At 70.4% G+C, this 24,952-nt stretch carries 22 protein-coding genes and 1 pseudogene; 14 read left to right on the forward strand and 9 right to left on the reverse strand.

Annotation, left to right across the window (positions count from 1 at the left end):
- Positions 1–45: 45 nt before the first annotated feature.
- From ABZ321_RS54940 to ABZ321_RS54955, 4 genes are all read left to right on the forward strand, one after another.
- Positions 46–495 (forward strand): hypothetical protein, encoded by a 450-nt coding sequence (locus ABZ321_RS54940; RefSeq protein ID WP_344515500.1) that lies wholly within the window; start codon positions 46–48, stop codon positions 493–495.
- Positions 492–1,079: a hypothetical protein gene (locus tag ABZ321_RS54945; protein WP_354904515.1), complete on the forward strand. Its 588-nt coding sequence runs from the start codon at positions 492–494 to the stop codon at positions 1,077–1,079. The genes ABZ321_RS54940 and ABZ321_RS54945 overlap by 4 nt, the downstream gene beginning before the upstream one ends.
- Positions 1,034–1,639, forward strand: a complete 606-nt coding sequence (locus tag ABZ321_RS54950) for a hypothetical protein (protein ID WP_354904517.1) — start codon at positions 1,034–1,036, stop codon at positions 1,637–1,639. Before ABZ321_RS54945 ends, ABZ321_RS54950 begins: the two co-directional genes overlap by 46 nt.
- Before the next feature lie 309 nt (positions 1,640–1,948).
- Positions 1,949–2,590 (forward strand): NADPH-dependent F420 reductase, encoded by a 642-nt coding sequence (locus ABZ321_RS54955; protein ID WP_327010634.1) that lies wholly within the window; start codon positions 1,949–1,951, stop codon positions 2,588–2,590.
- 60 nt (positions 2,591–2,650) lie between these two features.
- On the opposite strand, the gene ABZ321_RS54960 is transcribed toward ABZ321_RS54955, so the two are convergent.
- From ABZ321_RS54960 to ABZ321_RS54985, 6 genes and pseudogenes are all read right to left on the reverse strand, one after another.
- On the reverse strand, positions 2,651–4,612 hold the full coding sequence (locus ABZ321_RS54960) for a DUF4153 domain-containing protein (RefSeq protein WP_354904519.1): 1,962 nt from the start codon (positions 4,610–4,612) through the stop codon (positions 2,651–2,653).
- 250 nt (positions 4,613–4,862) lie between these two features.
- On the reverse strand, positions 4,863–5,552 hold the full coding sequence (locus ABZ321_RS54965) for a hypothetical protein (protein WP_354904521.1): 690 nt from the start codon (positions 5,550–5,552) through the stop codon (positions 4,863–4,865).
- A 190-nt stretch (positions 5,553–5,742) separates the two neighbouring features.
- Entirely contained in the window at positions 5,743–5,955 is a 213-nt protein-coding gene (locus ABZ321_RS54970; RefSeq protein ID WP_354904523.1) for a hypothetical protein, read from the reverse strand.
- A pseudogene (locus ABZ321_RS54975) lies at positions 5,876–6,181 on the reverse strand (PhzF family phenazine biosynthesis protein); the annotation flags it as partial. The pseudogene ABZ321_RS54975 and the gene ABZ321_RS54970, both read right to left, overlap by 80 nt.
- A gap of 110 nt (positions 6,182–6,291) precedes the next feature.
- On the reverse strand, positions 6,292–7,539 hold the full coding sequence (gene gntF, locus ABZ321_RS54980; protein WP_354904526.1) for a guanitoxin biosynthesis pre-guanitoxin forming N-methyltransferase GntF: 1,248 nt from the start codon (positions 7,537–7,539) through the stop codon (positions 6,292–6,294).
- Positions 7,536–8,555, reverse strand: coding sequence for an NAD-dependent epimerase/dehydratase family protein (locus ABZ321_RS54985; protein WP_354904528.1), 1,020 nt, complete (start codon positions 8,553–8,555; stop codon positions 7,536–7,538). The genes gntF and ABZ321_RS54985 overlap by 4 nt, the downstream gene beginning before the upstream one ends.
- Before the next feature lie 144 nt (positions 8,556–8,699).
- On the opposite strand from ABZ321_RS54985, the gene ABZ321_RS54990 reads away from it, so the two are divergent.
- Positions 8,700–10,682 (forward strand): ATP-binding protein, encoded by a 1,983-nt coding sequence (locus ABZ321_RS54990; protein ID WP_354904553.1) that lies wholly within the window; start codon positions 8,700–8,702, stop codon positions 10,680–10,682.
- Positions 10,683–10,989: 307 nt separating this feature from the next.
- Here the strand turns inward: ABZ321_RS54990 and ABZ321_RS54995 are convergent, their stop codons facing one another.
- Positions 10,990–12,243: an ROK family transcriptional regulator gene (locus ABZ321_RS54995; RefSeq protein ID WP_354904530.1), complete on the reverse strand. Its 1,254-nt coding sequence runs from the start codon at positions 12,241–12,243 to the stop codon at positions 10,990–10,992.
- A gap of 696 nt (positions 12,244–12,939) precedes the next feature.
- Here ABZ321_RS54995 and ABZ321_RS55000 point away from each other — a divergent pair.
- From ABZ321_RS55000 to ABZ321_RS55010, 3 genes are all read left to right on the forward strand, one after another.
- Positions 12,940–13,365 (forward strand): hypothetical protein, encoded by a 426-nt coding sequence (locus ABZ321_RS55000; protein ID WP_344515482.1) that lies wholly within the window; start codon positions 12,940–12,942, stop codon positions 13,363–13,365.
- 82 nt (positions 13,366–13,447) lie between these two features.
- The gene (locus ABZ321_RS55005; protein ID WP_354904534.1) at positions 13,448–13,720 is read left to right on the forward strand and encodes a hypothetical protein; all 273 of its coding nucleotides are present in this window, start codon (positions 13,448–13,450) and stop codon (positions 13,718–13,720) included.
- A gap of 245 nt (positions 13,721–13,965) precedes the next feature.
- The gene (locus ABZ321_RS55010; protein ID WP_354904536.1) at positions 13,966–14,799 is read left to right on the forward strand and encodes a polysaccharide deacetylase family protein; all 834 of its coding nucleotides are present in this window, start codon (positions 13,966–13,968) and stop codon (positions 14,797–14,799) included.
- 56 nt (positions 14,800–14,855) lie between these two features.
- Here the strand turns inward: ABZ321_RS55010 and ABZ321_RS55015 are convergent, their stop codons facing one another.
- Positions 14,856–15,116, reverse strand: a complete 261-nt coding sequence (locus ABZ321_RS55015; protein WP_344515476.1) for a hypothetical protein — start codon at positions 15,114–15,116, stop codon at positions 14,856–14,858.
- Between the two features lie 195 nt (positions 15,117–15,311).
- Here ABZ321_RS55015 and ABZ321_RS55020 point away from each other — a divergent pair, with 195 nt between their 5' ends.
- From ABZ321_RS55020 to ABZ321_RS55045, 6 genes are all read left to right on the forward strand, one after another.
- Positions 15,312–16,079, forward strand: coding sequence for an IclR family transcriptional regulator (locus ABZ321_RS55020; protein WP_344515474.1), 768 nt, complete (start codon positions 15,312–15,314; stop codon positions 16,077–16,079).
- A 610-nt stretch (positions 16,080–16,689) separates the two neighbouring features.
- A complete protein-coding gene (locus ABZ321_RS55025) occupies positions 16,690–18,009 on the forward strand; it encodes an extracellular solute-binding protein (protein ID WP_344515472.1) in 1,320 nt (439 codons plus the stop codon).
- Positions 18,006–20,006, forward strand: a complete 2,001-nt coding sequence (locus ABZ321_RS55030; RefSeq protein ID WP_354904540.1) for an ABC transporter permease subunit — start codon at positions 18,006–18,008, stop codon at positions 20,004–20,006. The genes ABZ321_RS55025 and ABZ321_RS55030 overlap by 4 nt, the downstream gene beginning before the upstream one ends.
- A gap of 161 nt (positions 20,007–20,167) precedes the next feature.
- Positions 20,168–21,037: a fumarylacetoacetate hydrolase family protein gene (locus tag ABZ321_RS55035; protein WP_354904542.1), complete on the forward strand. Its 870-nt coding sequence runs from the start codon at positions 20,168–20,170 to the stop codon at positions 21,035–21,037.
- Entirely contained in the window at positions 21,034–22,542 is a 1,509-nt protein-coding gene (locus ABZ321_RS55040) for an aldehyde dehydrogenase (NADP(+)) (RefSeq protein ID WP_354904545.1), read from the forward strand. The genes ABZ321_RS55035 and ABZ321_RS55040 overlap by 4 nt, the downstream gene beginning before the upstream one ends.
- 106 nt (positions 22,543–22,648) lie before the next feature.
- Positions 22,649–24,364, forward strand: coding sequence for a dihydroxy-acid dehydratase (locus tag ABZ321_RS55045; RefSeq protein WP_354904547.1), 1,716 nt, complete (start codon positions 22,649–22,651; stop codon positions 24,362–24,364).
- 111 nt (positions 24,365–24,475) lie between these two features.
- On the opposite strand, the gene ABZ321_RS55050 is transcribed toward ABZ321_RS55045, so the two are convergent.
- Positions 24,476–24,952, reverse strand: a 477-nt coding sequence (locus ABZ321_RS55050) for a non-reducing end alpha-L-arabinofuranosidase family hydrolase (RefSeq protein ID WP_354904550.1), incomplete at its 5' end; no start/stop codon positions are given.

A 24,952-nucleotide genomic window follows, 5' to 3' on the forward strand; every position in this document is an offset into this window, starting at 1 on the left:
GGCCACGCCGGCGGCGCAAGCTGCGTCGGCGCCTTCGTCGGCACGGTGACCACCGGTACGAGTGGGGGCTTCACCGGGACGGTGCCGGCGCGGGCCGGAGACCGGGTGTGCGCCGTCGCGCACAACACGGGCCCGATCGTCGGGAGCGCCGACATCGGCTGCATCGCGCTCGCCGTCGCGGTCGACCCGGTCGGCGCGGTCGACCAGTTCGACCGGTCCGGGACCGACCTGGTCCTGAAGGGCTGGGCGGTCGACGGCGACACGGCCGGCGCGCTGGATCTGCACGTGTACCAGGACGGCGCCTTCACCGGTTCGGCCCGGGCCGACGGTCCGCTGGCCGTGCCGCCGGCCGGGTACCCGGAGTACGGCACCGCACACGGGTACACGATCCGGATCCCGGAGCGGGGGACGGGGCGCACACGATCTGCGTCTACGCCCTCAACGTCGGCGCGGGCAGCGTCAACACGCAGCTGGGGTGCCGGCAGTACACCGTGAAGCACGAGCCGTTCGGCGCGCTGGACGGCGTGACGCGGACCGGCGACAAGCTGCGCGTGTGGGGCTGGTCGGTCGACCCGGACGAGCCGTGGACCCCGACCGACGTGCACCTCTACGACAGCGGCGTGTACGTCGGTGCCTTCACCGCGAACGGGAACCGGCCCGACCTGCCCGCCGAGTACGGCGCGGCGCACGGCTACGACCTGACCCTGCCGGCGAACATGGCGACGGGCGACCACTCGTTCTGCGCGTACGCGATCAACCGCTCGTACGGCAGCACCAACACCCTGCTCGGGTGCCGGCCCTACAACGTGCCGGCGCCGGTCGTCGCCCCGACGATCCTGGCGTTTCAGGACTGGGACCTGACCTCCAAGGCGGTCGACCTGGAGTGGACGGACAACTCGGGCAGCGAGACCGGCTACCGCGTCGACCGGTCGGTTGCCGGCGGGGCGTGGCAGGAGGTCTGGCGCGGCCACCCCAACGCGTGGACCTGGACGGACCAGGCGGTCACACCCAACACGCGGACTGCTACCGGGTCGTGGCGTTCAACGACCTCAGCGAGGCGCCGGCCGAGGTCTGCGTGACGACGAAGTCTCCCGAGCTGCTCCGCCCGGCCGGCCTGACGGTGCTCAGCCGGACCGACACCAGCCTCACGATCCGGTGGACCGACAACGCCGACGGTGAGGACAACTACCGGTTCACGTGGGGGCTCGCCACCGACGCCACCGTGACCCACGTCGCCACCGTGGCGGCGCACCCGGGCGTCGGCGGCGAGATGACCTACACGGCGGCCGGCGGGGACCAGGTGCTCGACCGCCTCGCCGTAGGTGAACGTGACGCCCCAGGGGGCGCGCCCGGCGCGACGGATCAGGACGGTCGACAGGTACTCCGGCAGCAGGAGCAGCAGCCCGCCGACGGTCGCCAGGGCGCCGCCGACCGGGCCCAGGAGGCGGTCGACGACCGGCAGCAGCCGTACCAGCGCCCGGAACGCGATCGCCACCAGCAGGAGCAGGAGCCTGCTCCTGCTCGAACTTCGCCTTCCACTGCAGCTCCTCGCGGCGCATGCGCTCCTCGCGCCGGACCTGCGCCTCGCGTTCGAAGTCCTGTTCCAGGCGCGTGCTCTCCAGGTCGAACTGATTCTTGAGCCGGGGAGCGTTCGAGCTCCAGGGACTCCTTCATCTTGGCGAGCTCGTCGTCGTAGCGCTGCTGCGTGGTGTCGCGGATGTGCTGCGCGTCTAGGATCTGGGTCTGCCCGTCGCTAAATATGGCTCGCCAGGCAGCTAAGACGTACCCATCGAAGTTGCCGACGATTCAAGCCTCTCGGGGTCGGCTGGCGGGCGCTCCGCAGAGATCCGCCCCGACGACAAGGCCGGCGAACGCGGGTTCGCGTGATCAATTTCTCCGGTCGGATTATCGGGGAATACTCGCGGAGGCCGTCCTGGTTGGGCCGACCGTGACAACTTTCGGAATCATCGGGGCAGGCAACATCGGCAGCCAGGTCGCGCGGGCGGTGATCGCGCTCGGGCACGACGTGGTGATCGCGAACTCGCGGGGGCCGGAGACGCTGTCGGCGCTCGTCGAGGATCTCGGCCCGGCCGCCCGGGCGGCGACCGCGCAGGAGGCTGGAGCAGCCGGCGACGTCGTGGTCGTCACGGTGCCGTTCGGAAAGTTCCGGGACGTCCCGGTCGAGCCGCTCGCCGGCAAGATCGTGCTGGACACCAACAACTACTACTGGGAGCGCGACGGCAGGTTCGCCGAGCTCGACCGGGGCGAGGCGACCACGTCAGGGTTGCTGCAGGAGCACCTTCCCAAGTCGAAGGTGGTCAAGGCCTTCAACCACATCGGCGCCGCCGACATCACGACCGACGGTTCCCCGTCCGGCACGCCGGGCCGGCGCGCCCTGGTGGTGTCCTCGGACCATCCCGACGCGGCCGACTTCGCCAGGGACCTCTACGACCGGATCGGCTTCGACACGGTCGACGTCAGCCCGCTGAGCGAGTCGTGGCGCGTCGAGCGCGACCGGCCGGCGTATGTCGTCAAGCAGACGAAGGCCGAGCTGGAGGCGAACCTCGCGAAGGCGACCCGCACGGTCTGAACGCAGCCGAACGGCCCGGACCGGGCCGCCGCCGTGCTGGGGCGGCCCGGGGGCGGCGCGTCAGCGTGTCTTCGGCAGGTCGAACTGGTCGGCCCGCTGGCAGTCGCTCGAGCCTCCGATGCCGGACGAGCCCACGCGTTTCAGGGCGTCGCGGGCGTTTTCGCGGCCGAGGTTCCAGCCGTACCACGGGTCCGGCTCGGCCAGGTCGTCGACGATCCAGCTCAGCACGCAGCGACGGACCGAGTCCGGGAGGGTTGACAGGGCCGGGGTGGCGTCGGAGGACAGGGCGCGCAGGTACCAGGCGTCGATCTTGTCGGTCTCCTGGTAGCGCGCGATGTTGCGGCGGGCCGCGTAGTCCTCCGGGTTGAGCACGGCGAGGGTGAGCAGCATGATGACCGCAAGACCGACGGTCGCCGACGGGATCCAGGTGCCGCGCCAGCGGATGCCGGCCGCCATGATCATGATGAAGACGGTGCCGAGGAGCAGTTCGAACGCCATCACGAAGATGCGCTCGCCGGTGAAGCTGTAGACCTTCTGGTAGGTGTACATGCGGGACAGTGCCGACACCACGATCACGATGCTCAGCGACGAGAGCAGGCCGAGCAGCGTGCGCAGCAGGATGCGGTCGACCCGGTCCTCGCGGCTGGCCCAGCGGGTCACGCCGCCCAGCACGGCGATCGTCAGCACGGTGACGGTCGCCAGCTGCCAGAAGCCGCTGCGGGCGTATTCGGCGTAGCTGAGGCCGGCGGTCTGCAGCACGTGGTGCTGGCCGCCGAACAGGACGGTGGCCTGCACGACGACGAATCCGCTGTACAGCAGGACCAGCGCCCCGATCGGCAGCCCCCACTCCAGGCGGCGCAGCCGCGCGGTGCCCGGCTTGTCGATGGTGGACAGGTCCGGCGGTGCGGCGACGGTGTAGACGGCCGCGACGGCGATCAGCGCGCACAGGATGAACAGGAACACGCGGCCGACGCTGACCGTCGGCACGACGTCGGAGAGTACCTGCGAGAACGCGGCGTCGGCGGAGGAGAGCAGCGCGCCGAAGACCAGCACGAACAGGACGGTGATGATGACCGACCAGGCGACGCGCTGGGTGTGGCGGGGCTTGCCGTGCCGGTCGCCGGTGGCGCTGAGGTGCTTGGCCACCCACGGGATGCCGCGCAAGGCCGCGAACGGCGCCGCCACGAGGCTGAACAGTATGGAGCGGACGCGTTGGCCGCCGACGATGGCCAGGGCGGCGCAGCCGAGCGCTCCCAGCACACAGAACGTGACGAGCCACCAGGCGTTGCGGAACGCCAGCACCGACAGCAGGACGACCGCGGAGCCGGCCCAGACAGCCCGCATCGCACGGTCGGCCTTCGGCAGCGCTGCGGCGGCCGGCCAGATGCCGGCGATGACGGCGGCGACGAGCGCGAACCCGCCGAGGAACCAGCCGATGCCGACCCGCGTGCCGGGCAGGACGATCGCGGCGACGAGTCCGCCGGCGAGCACGGCGACCGGTACGCGCCAGCCGCTCGCGGGCTCCGGCCCGGGCCAACGTGCTTCCAGGAACCCGGGCGGCAGCGGTCGCGGCGGCCCCATGACCCGCGGAACAGTCTGATAGGGCCGGAACGTGGGCACCGCAGGATGCGGCGGGAAGGGCGCGCCAGACGGCGGCGCGAAGGGCCGTGTTCCCGACTGGTGCTGCACCAGCGGCGGTGCGACAGCCTCCTCCTCCGCCTCCTCGTCCTCTTGTTCCTCGTCCTCTTCGAGTTCGTCGTCCGGCAGCTCCTCAACAGGCGCGTCGGCTGTGGCCACAACGGGCGTGACCGGCTCGGGCTCAACGGGCGCGGCCGTTGTGCCCTCGACAGGCTTGACCGCCGCGCCCGGGACCAGCGGCACGAACGCGGCGAATCCCGGGGTTCCCGCGGGAATCGTCACCGGAATCGCCCATGTCGTCTGCCCCTCGGCGGTGCCGGGCCAGGCGACCGGCTGCGGCCGTCCATCGCCGCCGGGCATGACCAGCAGATACGGTACGGCCACGGGCGGTTGGACGGTTGGATCGATTTCGTCGGGTACGGCATCGGTCATTGGGTAGCTCCACGTGTCGGTGGACAGTTGCCGGACCACGCCCGTGCTCACCGTCCGTCGCCGTCCCGCCGATGAGCCCAGATCGGCGGGTTGTCACGAATAGTGACGGCGCGTAACACGGCAGTGCGGAGATGGCGGGGCGTGGCGCCAACTGGCGCTTTGGTCCGGACCGGATTTTCCCTGCATGGCCCGGCGGCAGGGATCATGGCACGGCGGCGCGGCCGCGGACCAGCCCGTGGCGCACACCTGGGACGGTGGGACGTTGCGCCACCGCCCACCTGCGAAAAACGCGGCTTCCCGGGACGAGGCGCCGGGCAGTCCAGTGCGGAGAACCGGCGGTGTGCGCCAGCAGCCCGCCGATGCTCCGCTGTGAGGCGGGCAGGGTGAGGCGCTGGAAGAACTGCCACATCAGGGTGTTGGCGCCGATCTCCTGGGTGGTGGTGCCGTTGCCGGGGAAGGCGGCCGGGGTGCCGGGCCCGGTGTGGCCGCCGTCACCGATCGTGTACAGAACGGTGTCGGCGGCGCAGTTCGGGTAGCTGGTCCTTGTCACGTGGGTGGTGACGGAGACGGCGGCCGGGCCCGAGGTGCAGCGGTTGATCGCCGCCCAGCGGGCCTGGGCGCCCGGGATCGGGTAGCGCCAGACGTCGCCGCCGCCCTGGTAGGGGTTGGTGGCGTCCTGCTGGCCGCGGAAGGTGATGACCGGGACCGGACGGGCCGGGGCGCACGACGACGGGTCGGGCTGGGCGGGGTTCCGCGGGTCGGGGGGCCGGCGCGCAGGCCGGCGACCGGGGCGATGGCGGCGACCTGGTGCGGCCGGGCGCAGGCGGCGGCCGACGTCATCCGGCCGCCGCCGGAGTACCAGGTGCCGTAGACGCGGGTCGGGACGGCGCACAGCGCGGAGGTCGCGGTGGTGAGAACTGCCTCCAGGAAGCCGACGTCGTCGCGGGCGCCCGCCGGTGGGGTGCCGACGCCGGCACGTTCGCGAGCATCGGTGCGGGCCGCCCGGGCGGCGGAGTGCACGGCATCGGCTTACCAGCCCACACCACTGGCGGCGACGACTGCTACATCGGCCCAACCGTCGATCAGGTGCCGACCGAGGGCGGAACCTGGCGCGGCGGCACGATGTGCCGAACAAGGGACGGCGAGTGGAGGTGGATCCCGATCATGGTTACGTCGTGCTGCCATCGGTCGAGATTGAGGGCGGTCTCATGGACCTCAAGGTGGTCGGCCGGCGGGAACGGCTGACCGTGATCCGCAAGGGTCCGCCGCCCCGCGACGACGTGCGACTCGCTCACCGCGGGTCTGTAACTCGAGCTGGCCGGTGGCGCGGGTGCCGCGGTGCAGCAGGAGGGCCTGCACCGCGATGGTGCCGTGGCCGCAGCCGGCCAGCTCGCGGTCCGCGGTGAAGAAGCGGACGTTGGGCAGCTCCCCGGCACCGGAGACGAACGCGCCGTGGGAGGTGCCGGCGCGGCGGACCAGGACCCGTCGGTCAGCGTCGCCGAGGGCCGGGTCGTCATCGAAGACCGCGGTGGGGCCTGCTGCCCCGGCCCTGCAGCGTGCATGCGGCGACGATGGTCATTGCCACGCATGCGACGTCACGCCACCCGTGGGGCCGTGCGGGGCTGGCGGGCTCATGGGGTCGTCGCCATGCGGCGGGCGCGGCACAGCACGATCGCCGAGTAGCCGTGGGCGGTGTCCTGGCCGGTCCGGTGGACCTCGATGGTGCCGTCGAGCGGGGCGAACTCGGGCTGGAGCACCTCGTGGATGTCGTGTTCGTCGATGTCGGCGCCGGGGAAGGTGTGGCCCGCCACGGTGTAGCCGCGGCAGCGGCGCAGGGCCGCGGTGACGAACAGGCCACCGGGCTCTACCAGGCCGGTGATGTGGCGCATGAACAACCGCCACGTGGTCCGGTCGGCTGTGGCAGAGTCCGCGCAGTACGGGCTGATCACGGTGGCGTACGTGCGGCCGAGCGGGCGGGGATGGCGGGCATCGACCCGTACCAGCGATGTGATCTTGCTTCTCGTCAGGTCTTCACGTGCGGCGAGCTCCTCGTCGGACGGATCGGCGATGCCCTCGCACTGCAGGGTGTAGCGGACGAACGGGCGCCAGTCGTGGGCGCCGGGCTCGCGGTCGAGCCAGCGCTGGATCTCGGTGAGGTTGGCCGGGAGGTAGTCGCCGAGGTGGATCTCCGAGGCGATCTCGGCCGCGGCGAACACGTGGTGGAGGGTGGGCCCGGTGCCGAAGAACAGCACGGGGCGGTCGCGTTCGGCGTGGCGGACCGCGGCGACCAGGAAAGCGATGGTGGCGACCTCGTCCGGCTCGACGGTGCGGTAGTAGCCGGTCAGGTAGTGTGCCGGCACCCAGTCGGTGTCGAAGGACGCGTACCGGCGACAGCCGAGGAAGGCGCGGGTAAGCCGGGCCAGGCCGTACTCGTACGCCCCGGCGGCGAGGTTCGCGCCCGCCAGGAAGACCACGGCGTCGTGGGTGCCGACGGTGTCGCTGAGCGCGGCGGTGCCGAACGCACCCGCGTAGTACGGCACCTCCGCCGCGACCTGCGTGCCGGCGTAGCCGATCGCCGCCGCCAGCCGCGGCGCGCGGGCGCTGGTCGTGACGCGTCGGGTGAGGTCGTGAGCGGCCTTGGAGATGACGTTGGTACTGGTGCCGGTGCGCGCCAGCAACGACCAGTTCGCCACCAGGTTGGTGCGCAGTCCGAGCCCCCAGGCCACATAGCTGCCCGCGAGCAGCGCCACCGCCCAGGGCGGGGCGACGTCGTCGAGCAGACCCGACGCGACCAGGGCGACGCCGGCTGCGGCCGCCCAGACGTCCAGCGCGTAGTTCGACACCACGGTCGCGGCGATGCTGGCAGTCCATCCGCTCATCGGGACACCGAGACGCCGGCCTCGCGGTCCGTGAGCCGTCCCGTGCGGTGCAGCCAGCGGATCGTGTCGCCGTACGTCTCGATCAGCGAGCGCGGTTTGATGCCGAGCTCCTCGCGGGCGCGGGAGTCGTCGCAGCGGGTTGCCGCACGGATGAGAACCACCCCTTCATGGTCGGCCGGGAGGTGGAACGGGGTGATGCGCTGGAGGGCGGACATGCTCCAGGTCAGCGGCAGCATGGCGGCGGACGGGACGACGAGGCACGGCAGGCGGCGGCCGGTCAGCGCCCGCAGGGCGGCGTACATGGTCTCGCCGTCGGCGAAGTGGCCCGGGACCAGGTAGCGGCGCGGTTCGGATCGGGTCGTGAAGACGGCGGCGTGCACGGCGGCGACGTCGCGGACATCGACGACCTGCAGGCCGCCGCTGGGCCATACCGGGTATCGCCCGCGCAGCATGTCCCGCAGCCGGCGGGCCTGGTCGCCGAAGTGCGGGTCGTCCGGGCCGAGGACCGCGCCCGGCTGCACGATCACCACCGGTGCGCCCGCGTTCTGCAGCTCGCGGGCGACGGCCTCGGACCTGACCTTCGACTGGATGTACGTCCCCGGTGTGCTCGACAGTGGAGCGTCCGGGCTGACGGTGGCTCCCCGCCGTAGCAGCGCGACGATGCTGGAGACGTGCACGACCGGGTCGCAGCCGGCCTCGACGGCGCCTCGGAGCACCGTCTGCGCAGCGGCGAGGTTGGTCCGCGCGATCGCCGGTCGGGCGCGGGCGTCCAGGTCGTACACGGCGGCGGCGTGCAGGACCGCGTCGCAGCCCTGCAGCGCGCGGGCGACGGTGCCGGGGTCGGTGACGTCGCCGACGATGTGCTCCACGACCGTGTGCACGCCGAGCGGTTCCAGGGCCGGGGTGATGCGGGCGGGCGAGCGGACGAGGAGCCGGACGTCGTGGCCCGCGGCGATGAGCGCCGCCACGCTGTGCGAGCCGACGAAGCCGGTCCCTCCGGTGACAAGGATCTTCATGTCGTCGGCCCCTTCTTCGATGATGGCGACGTCGAGGCGAGGATGGAGCCGGGTGGTGTTCACTTTCCAGGTCAGATAGTTGTTATTCGCTGTCCAATCCGAACCGCGGCGGTGGAGAGTTCAGGTGGAGGTGACGACGTGTCGATGTCTCTCGGCGAGGTGCTCGAGTCCGCCCGGCGGCAGCGGTTCGTAGGACGCCGGGCCGAGCTCGCGGCGTTCGACGTCGCCGTCGGCGGGCGCTCGGCGCGGCGGGTGCTGTTCGTGCACGGCCAGGGCGGCATCGGCAAGACCACGCTGCTGGCGGAGCTGGGCGCCCGGGCGCGTGCGGCGGGCCGGACCGTGGTCCACGTCGACGGGCGGGACCTCGACCCCTCCCCGGACGGGCTGCTGTCGGCCATCGGACGGCCCCTGGCCGCCGCCGCGGTCCTGCTCGTGGACGGCTACGAGCAGCTCGCCCCGATCGACGGGTGGTTGCGTGAGCAGTTCATACCGGGTCTGAGCGCCGACACTGTGGTCGTCCTGGCCGGCCGGGAGCCGCCGGCCGCGCCTTGGCGCTCCGATGCCGGGTGGCGAGCGCTGATGACGGTGTACCGTCTGGAGCCCGTCGGTCCCGACGAGGCCGCGCAGCTGCTGGTGCACGCCGGTGTTGAGGCGTCCGTGCTGCCCCACCTGACCGCGCTTGGCGCGGGGCATCCGCTGACCCTGGCGCTGCTGGCCGATCTGGCGACCCGCGGGCAGGTGCCCGACACCCTCGCCGACGCGCCGGATCTGATCTCCACCCTGTTGCAGTCGTTCGTGGGCGAGGTTCCGACCCAGCCCCAGCTGATCGGCTTGGCCACCTGCGCGATCGCCTGGTCGACCACCGAGGACCTGCTCGCCCGGACGGTCGGCGCCGACGCCCCCGCGGTGTGGCAGTGGCTGGCCCGGCTGCCGTTCGTCACCAGCAGCCCCAGCGGGCTGTCGGTCCACGACCTGGCCCGTGACGTGCTCAACGCCGAGTTCCAGCGTCGCCTGCCCGAGCAGTACCGCACTTATCAGCGCCTCGTCTTCGACCACGCGGTCGCCGCCCTGCGCACCGCGAGCGGCCGGTACGGGCAACCCGAGGCGCACCACCTCTTCTTCATCCACCGCCACGGCCCGTTCGGCGAAGTGATCGCGGCGCTGCGGACGCAGGGGTCGGCGGCAGTGGTACCGGCCCGGCCCGACGAGCACGACCAGGTATGCGCCACCATCGAACGGTTCGAGGGACCGGTCAGCGCCGGCCTCGCCCGCGCCTGGCTGTCCGAGCAGCCCGAGCGACTGTCCGTGGTCCGCACCGGCGATCGCGTCGCCGGCTTCGCCCACCACGTGCTGTGCCCCAGCGGCTCCCCGCTCGAGGACCGCGACCCGGTCGTGCGCGCCGTGCTGGACCACGTCGCGCGGGAGAGCCCGATCCGCCCGGGCGAGCACGTGCTGATCAACCGCTTCGCCGCCGGGATCCGTGACCACCAGCACGACCCGTACATGGTGGTGGCCGGCCCGGTGTCCAGCATCATCGAGTGGCTCACCCGCCCACTGGCCTGGTCATTCGTGGTCGTGGTCGACGAGGCGTTCTGGGCGCCGAAGTTTGACTACATCGCTTTCGCACCCATGGTCCGCATCGAGGTCGGCGGCCTGCCCCACGTCGCCTTCGGCATCGACTGGCGCCGCCTGCCGGTAGGGGCGTGGCTGGACCTCATGTACGAACGCGGCCACACGGGCGGCACGGGTCGTGCACCGGCTGCCCTGCTGCGGCCGCCGCCATTGTCCCGCGCCCGCTTCGACGCCTCCGTCCGGACTGCCCTGCAGTCCCTGCACCGTCCCGAGCAGCTCGCGGTCAATCCGCTGCTCGGCACAGCCCTGGCCACGGACGCCACCCAACTGCGCGCCACGATCGAGGATGCCGTCGGCCGGGTCGGCGACCTCCCGAAGGGCCAGCAGCTCCAGGCCGTGCTGCACCGCACCTACGTCCGGCCGGCGCCGACGCAGGAGGCGGCGGCCGAGGTGCTCGGCCTGCCGCTGAGCACGTATCGCCGGTATCTGGCGAAGGCCGTCGATCACCTGACCGACATCCTGTGGACGATCGAGATCGGCGGGCGCACCGGGTAGGGCCGTCGTCGAGCTGGTTGGGATCCGTCCGTGCCGGCTGGTCGAGATCTTGAGAGGCGCTGCCCAGGTTTGAGCCCGGGATGCGCGGCGGGTTCCCGGCTTCTGACTTTGCCTGGAGGGGACCGTCCTCCCGGCGATCGACTTCAGGCGGGCATGTCAGGAGTCCGGACACGCCCAGGCGGCACTGACCCGCCGACGCTTCCCGCTGCAAGCGCGGGGGCGTGTCCCGACGACGTGCCCGAGGCGTTGCCACACGCCTTCGGGTTGGAGCTGGTCCGTCCCCAGGGGCAGTCAAGGGCGGCAGGCATTAGGTCCCTTCGGTGGTTGCCCGAAGCAGTTGACTGTCGCGTGTGCCCGTGCGGGCCGGCGTTGCGGCCGTAACGAAGGTGAGCAGGTGCTGCGGGTTGGCCAGTAGTGGGACAAAGCCGAGTTCGGCGGCGCCGACAAGGGTCGCGTCGTCGCCCAGACCCGAGGTGCGCAGTCGTACCCGCTCGCGGGCCACCGGCAGAACGTTGATCGCGATCCGGGCACGCACCTGCGCCGACGCCGCTGGGTAGACGTCGCGCAGCATCCCACCGAAGATCACTATGGCCGGGTTGAACAAGTTGATGAGATTGGCCACGCCGATGCCGAGCCAGTCCCCGATGCGCCGCACCGATTCCAGCGCGGCCGGATCGCCCCGGTCGGCGTCATCGACCACGGCCCGTACGGCGTCGCGGCCGAACTGCGTGGCGGGCCTGCCTGCGGTGTCGAGCAGGGCTCGTTCGCCCACCTCAGCCTCGAAACAACCTCGCGAGCCGCAACCACACGCCCGCCCGTCGTACGGGTTGATCACCATGTGGCCCACCTCGCAGCCGTAGCCGCCATCTCCATCGAGCAACTTGCCCCCGACGATGATCCCGCCCCCCACGCCCACATCGCCGTGCAGATAGATCAGGTTCTGCAGGCCGATGCCGACACCGCGCTGCTGTTCGGCCAGGGCGCCCAGGTGTGCCTCGTTACCCACAGCCACCGGTAGGCCCAGTCCGAGCCGCCGGGAGAGTTCGGCGCCGAATGCCTGGTCCACCCAACCCAGGTCAGGGCCGAAGCGCACCATGCCGTCATCGGGCCGGATCATGCCGCAGTACGATGCGCCGATCCCGACGCAGGCCGAACTGGCCGGCGCTGAGCGGTGCAACCGACGGCCGAAGCGGGCCAACACGTCCACGACCCAGTCAAGATCAGCACCGGCTCGTGGTCGTACCGCCTCGAGCCGGTCGAGTACGGTCCCGCCCAGATCCACCCTGGCCGCAGTCACTCGGTCCACGGCGACATCGAAGGCCAGCACGTGTACCCGGTTGGGCTCGGGGCGCACCACCAACGACGGGCGCCCACGCCGTCCGGCGCCGGCCGGCGTCTCCTCTCGGACCAAGCCGATAGAGATCAGCTCGGCCGTCAGCGCCATAATGGTGCTGCGGTTCAAGCCCATCCTCTCGGCCAACGCTGCACGGGAGACCGCGCCGTCCAGATGGACGTGCCGCAACAGGATGCCGAGGTTGGGCGATGGATCCTGCAGAACCACGCACACCTCCGACATCGGCTCGGATGTGCCAACAGTCGAGCCCGGAAACAGGACCGGCGGGCGCCGCAGTCCAAGGCCATAGCGTACCGAGCACCCCACCCCGCGTTTGCGCTCGGCCAATGCGCCCATCTCGGTGTTGCCTCCAGCAACACCGCATGCCGTAACCCATCCGAAGATCGAGTTCGGTGCCAAAGCTTGGTCGACCAAGCGTGCATTCGGCCGAACCGCACCACCCCGTCATCTGGGCCGGACCATGCTCGACACGAATTCGGAGGCGCCTTTTCGATCGCTTGCAGGGGGTAGCGTCATTCGAGCCGGGATATGTGAGGTTTCGGTGGCTGCGCGACGGGCCTGGTGGGGTCCCGGGCGGGGTCCTGTCAGCAGCCGCGCCACGTGCGTAGTTCACGGATGAGGGGTGTCGATGACCGGCCAGAGTGTTAGCCGTCTCGGTGTCGCTGGCGCCGTCCTCGTGTTCACGATGGGGACGCTTGTGCCCGGGAGCGCGTCCGCGGATCCGGGCGCTCCAGTGGCGCCAGGGTCGCCGATCGATCCAGCGTCGGCGGTGCCGAAAACCATCGTGCTCGACGTTGAGGCCGGGAAGGTGGTGTCGGTGGAGCCCGGCCTACCAGCCGGGGTCGCCGAAGTGCCGATCGGTTTTATCGACAGTGCCGACTGGCACAGGTAAGGCCTGCATGCATGGCTGACCTTCCCGCAACGCAAGGTGTCCCGGTCGTGCGCGCAGACTTCAGCGACGACAGCACCTGGCGGCGACTCATGAAGGAGATCGCCGCCCCAACGGAGGAGGGCTTCGGCGCTGACGTCGAGTTCGTCGAGGACCGGACGCTCGCAGGCATGGATGCCGTGGCGATCGCGGCCGGTTACCGTCGTGCCTACCCGCATCAGTACCGGCACCCGATCCTGTTCGTGGTCGACGCTGTTGCCGTCTCAGCGCCGGACCACCCGCTCCTGGTCATCAACCTCAATGCCAGGGACAGCTCGGGACCGTTCAGAACCCTGCCACGGCAGGTGCAGTCGATCGAGAACAACCTGTCGATCGCAAACATGGACTACTTCGAGTTCGCGCGGTCCACCGGTCCAGACGGCGTCTTCCGAGGCTTCTGAACACCTTGCCGACCCGCCTGCTCAATACAGGGGGCACCTCGACTGGACGGTGCTGGTCTGCTGCGGATGGGGCGCCCCCACCGTGCTGACCTGGCACGGCATGCTGTTCGTCGGGCAGGGCATCCTGGTCGAGGCGGGCACGGTCGCGATCGACCCGGCGTTGCGGAGCATCAGCCGCTGGTACCTCGGCCTCTGGGGCCCCTGGTTCGTGCTGGGCGGCCTGGCCTTCGGCGCGGCGGCGCGGGCGCACGTCCTGGCGTCGCCCGATCGGCGCCGCGAGCGCGCGGCCGGCATCGTCGGCGCCGCAGGCGGGCTCGGCCTCTCCGTGATCGCCCTCGCCGCGGGCATCGGATAGGGCTTTCGCGGCCGTCAGCCGGGGCAGGGGTCGTGCAGGCGGCGCCACTCGGCCGGTGCGTCGCCGTAGCGGGCGCGGAAGCGCCGGCGTCACCACCGAGGTCCTCCTGGCCGCGGCCGCGCGTGACGACGGCAGAGGTTTCCGGCCGCGCCGACCGGAATCTCGGCAACCGAAGAGCTCCGGCATCCGTCTGTTCTGTAGCATCGTCGAGCCCTGACGGGTCCGGACCGAGTTGGAGTGCCTCCGTGCCGTTGCGCCGCATCGCCGTGCTCGGGTTGACCATCCTGATACTGACCTTGACGCTCGGTGGCAGCCGCGGCAACAGCGGCCCGCCCGCGCCTGCTGTGGCCGCGCCGGTCGCGGCGGTGCCGGTGGTCGCCGAGCACCGGGAGCCGACGGTCCAACCGAGCGTGCCGAGCCCCATGGCCTCGCCGTCCGCGTCGTCGCCGGTCATCGCGACGGGCGACGGTCCGGCTGGGACGGTGCGCAAGACGGGGTCGGATGCGGTCGCGCTGACCTTCGACGACGGCCCGTGGGACGATACCCCCGCCGTGTTGGACCTGCTGGCCCAGCACCGCGTCAAGGCGACGTTCTGCATGGTCGGCCGGCAGGTCGCTGCGCGCGCGGAGATGGTCCGGCGGATGGTCGCCGAGGGGCACACCCTGTGCAACCACTCGTGGAGCCACGACGAGATGCTGCGCACCCGTACGCCCGATCAGATCAGATCCGACATGCAACGCACCAACGACGCGATCCGGGCGGTCGCACCCGGCGCGGTGATCGGCTACTTCCGCGCCCCCGGCGGCAACTGGTCGCCCGGCATCGTGAGCATCGCGGCCGGCCTGGGCATGACGTCGATCTCGTGGACCGTCGACCCGCGGGACTGGAGCGGCCCTGGGGTCCAGTCGATCGTGAACACCGTGCTGACGAAAACTCGTCCCGGTGGGATCGTGCTCCTGCACGACGGCGCGGGGCCGCAGACGGTCGCCGCGCTGCGAACGATCCTGCCCGACCTGGCGGGCCGGTTCACCCTGATCGCCCTCCCGGCGCCGACCAGCGTGGCCCAAACCTTGCGATAGGAAACCGCCGGGGCAACTCAGCCGGTCCTGACGGCGGCCTGGCCGCACCCGGCCCGTCAGCGGTGCGACGGGCGGGCAAGGGTGTCGCCCTGGGGTGCGACGGTGACCAGGCCCGCCGGGGTCAGGAACACGAGCCGGTCCGTCGTCGGCCGCAGCACCGCCCGGGCGTCGGCGACGTGCCAGTTCGGGTGTTCGCACGGGCCGGGCACGCACAGGGAGAGCCCGTCGCCGTCGGCGACCACGAAGGACGAGCCGCCACCCGGGACGCCGAAGGGACGGCGCGGTGCGGGGTCGCGAGCGAGGACGGCGTTGATCACGACCGGAACGGCAAGACATGGTCGCCTCGGCGGTATCCTCCACGAGTGCCGACAGGCGCCTGACCTGCACGGAGGAGATTTTCGGCAAGGGCGAGATCCGGCTGGGCCGGTTGGCGTACCGCACCAGCGCTATCCTGTCGCGATACCGCCGTGTCCAGATATCGAACATGGTTCGGTATCTCGAAAGGACTGTGCATGCCTCGCGTGGTACCGGCGGTCATCCGCGCCCTCGACATCCTCGAACTCTTCCTGGACCAGCCCCGGCTGTCGGCCCGCGAGATCGCCGAACGGCTCGGCCTGCCTCGGACCACCGTCCACGAGTTGCTCGTCACGCTGGTCGCCCGCTCGTATCTGATCTCGGTGCCCGGCCAACCGGTCCAGTTCCGGCTTGGCATGCCACTGTTCCAACTTGGTGCCGCGTTCGCCGGCCAGCTCGACCTGGTCCGCGAGGCGCAGGATGTGGCGCAGGACGTCGCTGCGGCCTGTGACGAGGCTGTGCACGTCGCTGTGCTCAGCGGCGCGGATGTGATCTACCTGGTGAAGGTCGACAGCACGCACCCGGTCCGGATGGTGTCCGCGGTCGGCCGGCGGCTGCCCGCGCACTGCACGGCCGTCGGCAAGATGCTGCTGTCGAGCCTCGACCCGAGCGACCTTGACGCGCTCCTGCCGCCCGGCGGCCTGTCCGCCATGACGCCGGACAGCATCACCGACCCGGACCGGTTCCGTGCCGAGCTCGATCGCATCCGCGCCGAGGGCGTGGCGGTCGACGACGGCGAGTCCGACAGCGCGGTCCGCTGTGTCGGAGCGCCGGTCCGCGACCACACCGGCAAGACGGTCGCGGCGATGAGTGTCTCCGCGCCGATCATCCGCTGGACGCCCACGGCGCACGCGGAGTGGACGCGGCTGGTCTGCGAGGGTGCCGTCGCGTTGTCGACCCGGCTGGGATACCGCGCACCGCGCTGACGCGCCCGTTCGGCGCACGATGTGGCCGACTGTCCATCGGCCTCATTGACACCTCTCACTCGGTCCTCTACCGTCGCGTCCTATCGAGATATCGAACTCTGTTCGAAATATCGAACACCGCCTTGAAATGTGCTCACGAGAACACGCCGCAGTGGATCGCGCCGTTCTGTGTGGACTGACGATCCTCGCCTACGGAAGGGAGTTCAGTATCACCTGATTCGAGCACCGGGTGTCCGCGGATCCCCGTTCTCTGGTTGGTCACAAACGTCAATGTCGTGCGCCTTTTTCCAGGTACCGAAGTCATTCAGATGTAACTGTTCAATGTGGGTATTGACCCGCCGCGATCAGCGGCCGTAGCGTGCGGCACGCGCGGAACAGTTCGGAAATCGATCGAAAGTATCAGACCGTTCCAGGCGGTGGAATTGGCACATCGCCGTCCCCGTACCGCTGAGCCTTCGGATCATTTGATGGCTTGCGACAAAGGAGGTAAATGGTCATGGAGAACAACCCGTCATGGTCCCGGCGCGGCTTCCTGGGAATGGGTTTGGGCGTGCTCGGCGCGGCTGGTCTGGCCGCATGTGGGGACAGTCCCTCGAAGTCCGCTCCGAAGGTGCAGCCGGAGGTTCCGCAGGAACTGCTCGACGCCGCGGCGTCGTTGAAGGGCTCCTTGATGGGGGTGCTGTCGCAGAAGCTGTACTCGACGGCGGCGAACGCGGCGCTCGACAGCTCGATCAAGACGTTCGCCGACGCCACCGGGACGAAGATCGAGAACAGTCTGGTCCAGGCCGACGCCGGTGATGTGGTTGCCAAGATCGACGCCGAGGTGAAGGGTGGTGTGGCGCGCGACCTGGCGTTCATGACCGACTCGCGGTTCGTGGCGCAGTTCCACGCGCTGGGCGACCTGGAGGATGTGACGGACGTCGTCAAGGCGCTCACGGCCAAGTACGGCGAGCCCACCGCGGAGTCCAAGAACTTCTGCGTCTTCGACGGCAAGTGGTTCGCCATCCCGTACCACTTCATCGGCATCGGGTCTTTCCTGCGCAAGGACTGGATGCAGGAGAAGGGCATCACTCCCAAGGAGATCTACACCTGGGAGGAACTGCGGGACCTGTGCCTGTCCATCTCCGATCCGGGCAAGCGCCGGTACGGCTGGGGCATGACCGTGAACCGGTCCGGTGACGCCAACGGCATGATCGAGGCACTGATCAACGCCTACGGCGGGTCGATCGTCGACAACGACGGCAAGAAGGTCATCTTCGACTCGCCCGAGACGGTGCAGGCGGTGAGCTTCCTGGGCGACATCTACACCAACCCCAAGTACAAGCCGATGCTGCCGCCGGGCGTGGCCGCCTGGACCGACTCCAGCAACAACGAGAACTGGCTCGCCGGGATCCTCGGCTACACCCGCAACCAGTTCAGCGTCTACGCGGACTCCAAGACCAAGAAGAATCCCGTCTACGACAACACGCACGTCTTCGCCGACTGCATCGGACCCGCGACGGACAAGCCCCTGCTGCTCGGCCAGTCCCAGGGCTTCGTCATCTTCAAGGGCGCCAAGAACGCGGCGCTCGCCAAGCTCCTGGCGCAGTACTTGGTCAGCGCGAAGGCGCTGCTCGGCGTGGCGAAGGAGGCGCCCGGCCTGGCATTGCCCGCCTGGGAGAAGGTGTGGGATTCCGACCCGTTCTTCACCAGCGGCGACCCCGCGTTCCCCGTCCTACGCAAGATCACCCAGCTGTCGCTGCCGCTGAAGACGAAGAACGGCCTGGCCTTCCCGCAGAAGGCCAACGCCGGTCAGCAGGCCGCCACCGCCGCGTACGTCCTCACCGACATGATGCAGCAGGTCGTCCAGGGCACGGCGCCCGACAAGGCCGTGACCGCCGCCCACGCCAAGATGGTGCAGATCTTCAACCAGCAGGGGCTGCCCCAGTGACATCGGTGCGGACCCCACCGCCCCCGGCGACGAAGACATCCCCGTCGCCGGGGCGCGGCTCCCTCACGACGACCCAGCGGCGGCTGGGTCGCGACTGGCGGCTGGCGGCGCTGTTCCTGGCGCCGATGGCCCTGCTGGTCGGCGGGCTCGTGCTCGTGCCGATCGGCCGTTCCGTCGTCACCAGCACGACGGAGCGGCACGGGCAGGACAGCGTGTTCGTCGGCCTGGGCAACTACATCGCCCTCGCCGGCGACGAGCAGTTCCGCACGGGCGTGCTGAACTCGTTCGTGTTCACCGCGTACGCCGAGGTGTTCAAGGTGGTGCTGGGTCTGTCCGCGGCACTCCTGTTGCACCATCGGCGGCGTGGCCGGGCCGTGCTGGCCGGGCTGCTCCTGCTGCCGTGGGTGGTGCCGACGGTGGTGACGGCGTTCAGCTGGCGCGCACTGCTCGACCCGATCTTCGGCAGCGTCAACACGCTGCTCACCGACTCGGGCATCGGCCCCCTGCTGGCCGCCGCGCACCTGGTCGACGAGTGGCCCGCGGGCTGGCTGTCCGACCCGTCGCTTGCCATGCCGTCGGTCATCCTCGTCAACGTGTGGAAGGGCGTGCCGTTCTTCACCGTCACGTTCCTCGCCGGGTTGAAGGCCATCCCCGCGGACCTCTACGAGGCGGCGACCATCGACGGCGCGTCATCGCTGCAGCGGTTCATCCACGTGACCCTGCCCGGCCTGCGCCACGTCATCACCGTGACGGTGACCCTGTCGTCGATCTGGACGTTCAACAACTTCGACCTCATCTGGCTGCTGACACAGGGTGGCCCGGGCGATGCGACCGCGCCGTATGTGCTCGTCGCCTACTCCAAGGCGATCCTGCAGCTGCAGTACGGCGCGGGAGCGGCAGTCACGCTCGTGATGCTGCCGGTCATCGGCGTGCTGGTGTTCGTCCTGGTCCGGTTGATGCGCCGCAACGACGCCGGCGCGCCCTCCCGACCGCCCGGGCCGGTGCGCAAGGCAATGCCATGGGCCATGGCCGTGACGGTCGCCGGTCTGCTGGCCTGGGCATCACCCCAGATCTTCTGGAAGGCCGCGGTGGTCCTCGCGGTGATCCTGCTGGTCGCCGCGGTCGTGGGCCGGGTGGTCACGGCGTTGCAAACCTGGGGGCACCGCCGGGCGTCGTCCCTGGTCTCGCGCCTGGGTTCTGGTGTCGCGCTGGCCGGGCTGCTCGTCTTCGTGCTCGGCCCGCTGTACTGGATCGCCGTCACGGCCTTCAAGTCCGAGGACCAGATCGTCATGCACAACAGCGACCTCTGGCCGACGCCGTGGACCCTGCAACAGTTCGGTGACCTGTTCACCAACCAGCCCTTCGGCCGCTGGTACCTCAACACCGTGCTGGTGTCCCTGACGTCCACCGTGGCGGCACTGCTCTGCGCCGCCCTGGCCGGCTACGCACTGGCCCGGCTGCGGTTCCGCGGGGCGCAGAGCTTCACGGTCACGGTCCTGCTCACCTACGTGATGCCGGGAGCGCTGCTGTTCATCCCGCTCTACCAGCTGCTCATCGGCGTGCGGCTCAACGACTCGCTTTGGTCGCTGGTGCTGACCTACCCGACCTTCACGCTGCCGTTCGCCACCTGGCTGCTGACCGGCTACTTCTCCTCGATTCCCACCGAGCTCGAGGAGGCCGCGCTGGTCGACGGCTGCACCCGCCTCCAAGCGTTCCGCCGGGTGATGCTGCCGCTGGCAAAACCGGGCCTACTGGCAGTCGGACTGTTCACCCTCACCAATGCCTGGAACGAGTTCCTCTTCGCCTTCGTGTTCCTCACCAAGGACGAATACAAGACGCTCCCCGTCGGAATGCAGGCGATGATCACCGGAGACGTCGTCCCGCAAGGACAGCTCGCCGCCGCGTCGCTGCTCGTCAGCATCCCCGTGGTACTGATGTACGCCTTCGGGCAACGCTTCCTGACCGAGGGCCTCACCGCGGGCGCGGTGAAGGGCTGACACCCGCCCGGCCCCGGAGAAGGCAGCCCAGTGGACCCCGGCGGTCCGGGCAGCCCGGCCGACAACGCCGGTAGCGGGCTCCGCAGCCACGGTCTCGGCATTGATTTCCGCCCGGACTGCCTGCTGACGAATTGCACGTATGACTTCAGAGAGTGCAGGCCTTGAACATCGTCAGGTACGAGTTGAACGGCGACGTCCACGTCGGACTTCATACTGATGGCGCGGTCGTCGAGGTCGAGGGCGTCTCGGCGCTGGCGCAGTTGTGGCATCTGCCGGCCACGCAGTTGCGGGCGCGGTTGTCCCGGCCCGTGTCGGGTCCTGTGGTGCCGCTGTCCGGGGTGCGGCTGCTGGCCCCGGTCGACGCGTCGACCGAGGTGTGGGCCTGTGGTGTCACCTATCGGGAGTCGCGGGAGGCCCGTATCGAGGACAGTGAGCGGGCCGCGGATGTGTATTCGCTGGTGTACGACGCGCAGCGACCGGAGTTGTTCTTCAAGTCGGTGCCGTGGCGGGTTCGCGGTCCTGGTGCGCCGATCGGTATCCGGGCTGACTCCGAGGTCGATGTTCCGGAGCCGGAGCTTGCTGTCGTGATCAATCGGTTCGGTGAGATCGTTGGTTACACGGTCTGCAACGACGTGTCGTCGCGCAGTATCGAGGGCGCGAATCCGTTGTATCTGCCGCAGGCGAAGACCTACTACGGGTCGTGTGCCCTCGGTCCGTGGATCACGCCTGCCTGGGATGTCAGCGATCCGTATGCACTCGCGATCGACCTTTCGATCGAACGGGACGGTTGCGAGCACTGGCGGGGACGTACCAGCACGTCGTTGCTGCACCGGCGGTTGGATGAGTTGGTCGGTTACATCATGCGTGGTGATGTTCATCCTGACGGTGCAGTGCTGTCCACCGGAACGGGTCTTGTGCCGCCGGCGCCGTTCACCCTGGCCGATGGCGACACGGTGCGGATCACCATCGACGCGATCGGTACTCTGACCAACCCGGTCCGGCGCGGAATCCCTCAGGCGGAGGCATCGTGATCGCCAGCATCGACCCGAGCACCGGCGCCACCACCGAGGTGTTCGACGTCCCCGCCGAGGACCTCGACCGGCTGGGCGAGCGCGCCCGCGCCGCACACCGCGAACTCGAAGGGGCCGGGCGCTCCGGCCGGGCGGCGATGCTGCGGGCCATGGCGGCGGCGGTCGAGGAACGCCGCACGGCGCTGGTGGCGGTGGCCGACCGCGAGACGGGCCTGGGCCGGCAGCGGCTGAACGCGGAGCTGACCCGCACGGAGTACCAACTCGAGTTCTTCGCCGACGTGCTCGACGACGGCGCGTACCTCGAGGCGGCCATCGACCACGCCGGTTCGACCCGGATGGGTCAGCGCCCGGATCTGCGCCGGATACTTGTCCCGCTGGGGCCGGTGGCGGTCTTCGGCGCCGCCAACTTCCCGTTCGCCTTCTCCGTTCCGGGTGGCGACACTGCCTCCGCGCTGGCCGCCGGCTGCCCCGTGATCGCGAAGGTCCACCCGGCCCACCCCGCCACCTCGCTGCTGTCCCGCGACGCGCTGCTGGCCGGCGCCCGGGCCGCGGGCCTGAGCACCGATGTGGTGTCGCTCGTGTACCGCGACGAGACCGCGGCGCGGCTCGTGCGGCACCCGGACATCACCGCGGTCGGCTTCACCGGCTCGCTGCGCGTCGGCCGGCTGCTCGCCGACCTCGCCGCCGCCCGGCCGGCGCCGATCCCCTTCTACGGCGAGCTCGGCGCGGTCAACACCTTCGTGGTCGGCCGCGCCGCCGCACGCGACCGCGGCGCGCAGATCGGCGACGGGCTCGCGGCCTCCTTCATGCTCGGCGTCGGGCAGTTCTGCACAAAGCCGGGGATCGCGGTCGTTCCGTCCGGTTCGGCCGGATCTGCGCTGACGCAGGCGCTCGTCGACCGGGTCGCCGCGGCGGGCGCCGGCATCATGCTGAGCGAGCGCATCGCCGACGCGTACGCCGACGGGGCCGAGTCCCTGCTCGCCGCCGCCGGCGTCGAGGTGCTCGCCCGGGGCGGCGACGGGCCGGCCGAGGGCTTCCGGGGCTCGCCGCTGCTGCTGCGGGCCCGGCCGGACGCGCTTGAGGGCCCGCTGCTGGAAGAGTGCTTCGGGCCGGAGCTGATCGTCGTCGAGTACGACACCGACGACGACGCACTCACCACGCTGCGCCGTTTCGGGCCCGCGCTCACCGCGACCATCCACGCCGATGACGAGGACCGGCGGCTGGCCTCCCGGCTGTTGGACCACGCACACCGCACGGCCGGGCGCGTGGTGTGGAACGGCTACCCGACGGGTGTGGCGGTCGCCTGGGCGATGCACCACGGCGGTCCCTACCCCGCCACCACCAACGCCCTGCACACCAGTGTCGGCGCGAGCGCGATCCGCCGCTGGCTGCGCCCTGTCTGCTTTCAGGACGTCCCCCAGGAACTGCTGCCGGACGAGCTGCGCGACGTCCCCGAGCACGGCCGCACCCCGCGCCGCGTCAGCGGAACGCTGGATCGCGGATGACCGCCGCGCCCTGTCACCCGGCAGACGATGGGAGTCTGCACCTTGCCATGTCCGATGTGGACGATGGTCTGATGCAATATTTCGTGGAATGTTGAGAGGAAGGCGCATGCAGCCACGTCGCAGCGCGCAGTGGTACGCGGGCAACGACCGCAACAGCTACATCCACCGGGCTTGGATGCGTCGAGGCCTGCCGGCCGACGCGTTCGACGGCCGGCCGCACATCGCGATCGCCAACACCGCCTCCGACCTGACCCCGTGCAACGCCCACCTCGACGAGGTCGCCCGCAGCGTCAGCGACGGCATCTACGAGGCCGGCGGCATCGCGTTGAACCTGCCGGTGGTGTCGCTGGGGGAGACGCAGGTGCGCCCGACGGCGATGCTGTGGCGCAACATGGCCGCGATGGCGACGGAGGAGATGCTGCGGGCCAACCCGATCGACGGCGTGGTCCTGCTCGGCGGCTGCGACAAGACCATCCCGTCCCTGCTGATGGCCGCCGCGTCGGTGGACCTGCCCGCCGTTGTGATGCCCGGCGGCCCGATGCTGACCGGGACCTTCCGCGGCGTCCCGCTGGGCTGCGGCACCGGTGTCTGGCAGCTGAGCGAGGAGGTCCGCGCCGGCACCCTGAGCGCCGCCGAGTTCGTTCGCTCGGAATCCTCGATGATCCGCAGCAAGGGTCACTGCAACACCATGGGCACCGCCTCCACCATGGGCCTGCTGGCCGAGGTGCTCGGCATGACCCGGCCCGGCGTGGCCGGCATTCCCGCGCCCGACAGCCGCCTGCTGGAGGCCGCCCACGCCACCGGTGTGCTCGTCGTGGAGATGATCGAAGCCGGTCGGCGGCCCAGCACCGTGCTGTCCCGGGGCTCGTTCCTCAACGCGATCGTGGCCCTCGCCGCCCTCGGCGGCTCCACCAACGCGGTGGTCCACCTGCTGGCCATCGCCGGCCGGCTCGGCGTCGAGCTCACGCAGGACGACTTCGACCGTACCGGCTCGCACGTGCCGCTCCTTGTGGACCTCCAACCGGCCGGCCGCTTTCTGATGGAGGACCTGTACCGGGCCGGGGGCCTGCACGCGGTCCTCAATGAGGTCCGCGACCTGCTCGACCCGGCCGCGCTCACCGTCACGGGGCGGCCGCTGGTGGAGCACCTCGACACCGCGCGGGTCTACGACCGCGAGGTCATCCGCCCGCGGGAACAGCCGCTGCAGCCGGCCGCCGGGATCGCGGTCCTGTACGGCAACCTCGCGCCGGACGGTGCCGTCATCAAGCCCGCCGCCGCCTCACCGGAACTGCTCTCGCACCGCGGTCCGGCGGTCGTCTTCGACTCGATCGAGGATCTGCACGCCCGCCTCGACGATCCGGACCTCGGCGTCACCGCCGACTCGGTGCTGATCCTGCGCGGCTGCGGCCCGAAGGGCTACCCCGGCATGCCGGAGGTCGCCAACCTGCCGCTGCCGGCCAAGCTGCTCGCCGAGGGCGTCCGGGACATGGTCCGCATCTGCGACGGCCGGATGAGCGGCACTGCGTACGGAACCGTCGTCCTGCACGTCACGCCGGAGGCCGCCGTCGGCGGTCCGCTGGCCAAGGTCCGCACCGGCGACATGATCATTCTCGACGTCGCGGGCCGGCGCCTCGACGTCGACATCCCCGACGCCGAGCTCGCCGCCCGAGAGCCCGCCGCCGCCGCCGTGAACGCCTTCGCCCGCCCACGGCGCGGCTGGGAGCGCCTCTACGTGGACACCGTCGGCCAGGCCAACGTCGGCGCCGACCTCGACTTCCTGCTCGGCTCCAGCGGCGATGAGGTCTCCCGCGAATCCCACTGACGAGGAACCCCGGTGAACATCCCCCACACCGCCGCCATCGCCGGCGACACGTGCATCATCAAGCGGACCTGGTGATGCACGTGCGCCGGCCGCATACAGAGGGCCTTGCTGTCAGCGCTGCAGCGTCAGCACGCCCGGCCGCCACGGCAGCAGGTTGTAGTCGCCGCCCGCGCTGGGGTTCTTGCCCTGGTACAGGAACTGCAGGTTGCACGGGTCGATCGTCTTGGTCTGGTCGGGGTTGGTGCGGACCAGGTCACCGTGGCTGATGTCGTTGGTCCACGTCGCGCCGCTGTTCGCCTTGCCGGCGAAGGGGTTGCTCTCGCTGGCGGCCTGCGGGGTCCACGACCCGCTCAGGCTGCTGGACGTGAACGACCGGAAGTAGCGGCCCTGACTGCCGATCGCCTCGACGATCATCAGGTACTGGTTCTGGCCCTGCACCTTGTAGACCTCGACCGCCTCGAACAGGTTGTTCGTCGAGTCGCTCATGATCGTGGTGTAGCTGGAGCCGAAGTTGCCCGGGAAGTTCCCGATCGGCATGCTGGCCCGGTAGATCTTGCCGTTGTCACCGGCGAAGAACAGGTACATGTT

It is taken from the genome of Dactylosporangium sp. NPDC006015 (genome assembly GCF_040614215.1).
Lineage (GTDB): Bacteria > Actinomycetota > Actinomycetes > Mycobacteriales > Micromonosporaceae > Dactylosporangium > Dactylosporangium maewongense.

Bases quoted from the DNA above. Each gene is read 5' to 3' on its own strand.
- ABZ321_RS55000 (WP_344515482.1), top strand. From the start codon at position 12,940: ATGGCTGACCTTCCCGCAACGCAAGGTGTCCCGGTCGTGCGCGCAGAC.
- ABZ321_RS55020 (WP_344515474.1), top strand. From the start codon at position 15,312: ATGCCTCGCGTGGTACCGGCGGTCATCCGCGCCCTCGACATCCTCGAA.
- gntF (WP_354904526.1), bottom strand. From the start codon at position 7,539: ATGAGCGGATGGACTGCCAGCATCGCCGCGACCGTGGTGTCGAACTAC.
- ABZ321_RS54990 (WP_354904553.1), top strand. From the start codon at position 8,700: ATGTCTCTCGGCGAGGTGCTCGAGTCCGCCCGGCGGCAGCGGTTCGTA.
- ABZ321_RS54985 (WP_354904528.1), bottom strand. From the start codon at position 8,555: ATGAAGATCCTTGTCACCGGAGGGACCGGCTTCGTCGGCTCGCACAGC.
- ABZ321_RS55045 (WP_354904547.1), top strand. From the start codon at position 22,649: ATGCAGCCACGTCGCAGCGCGCAGTGGTACGCGGGCAACGACCGCAAC.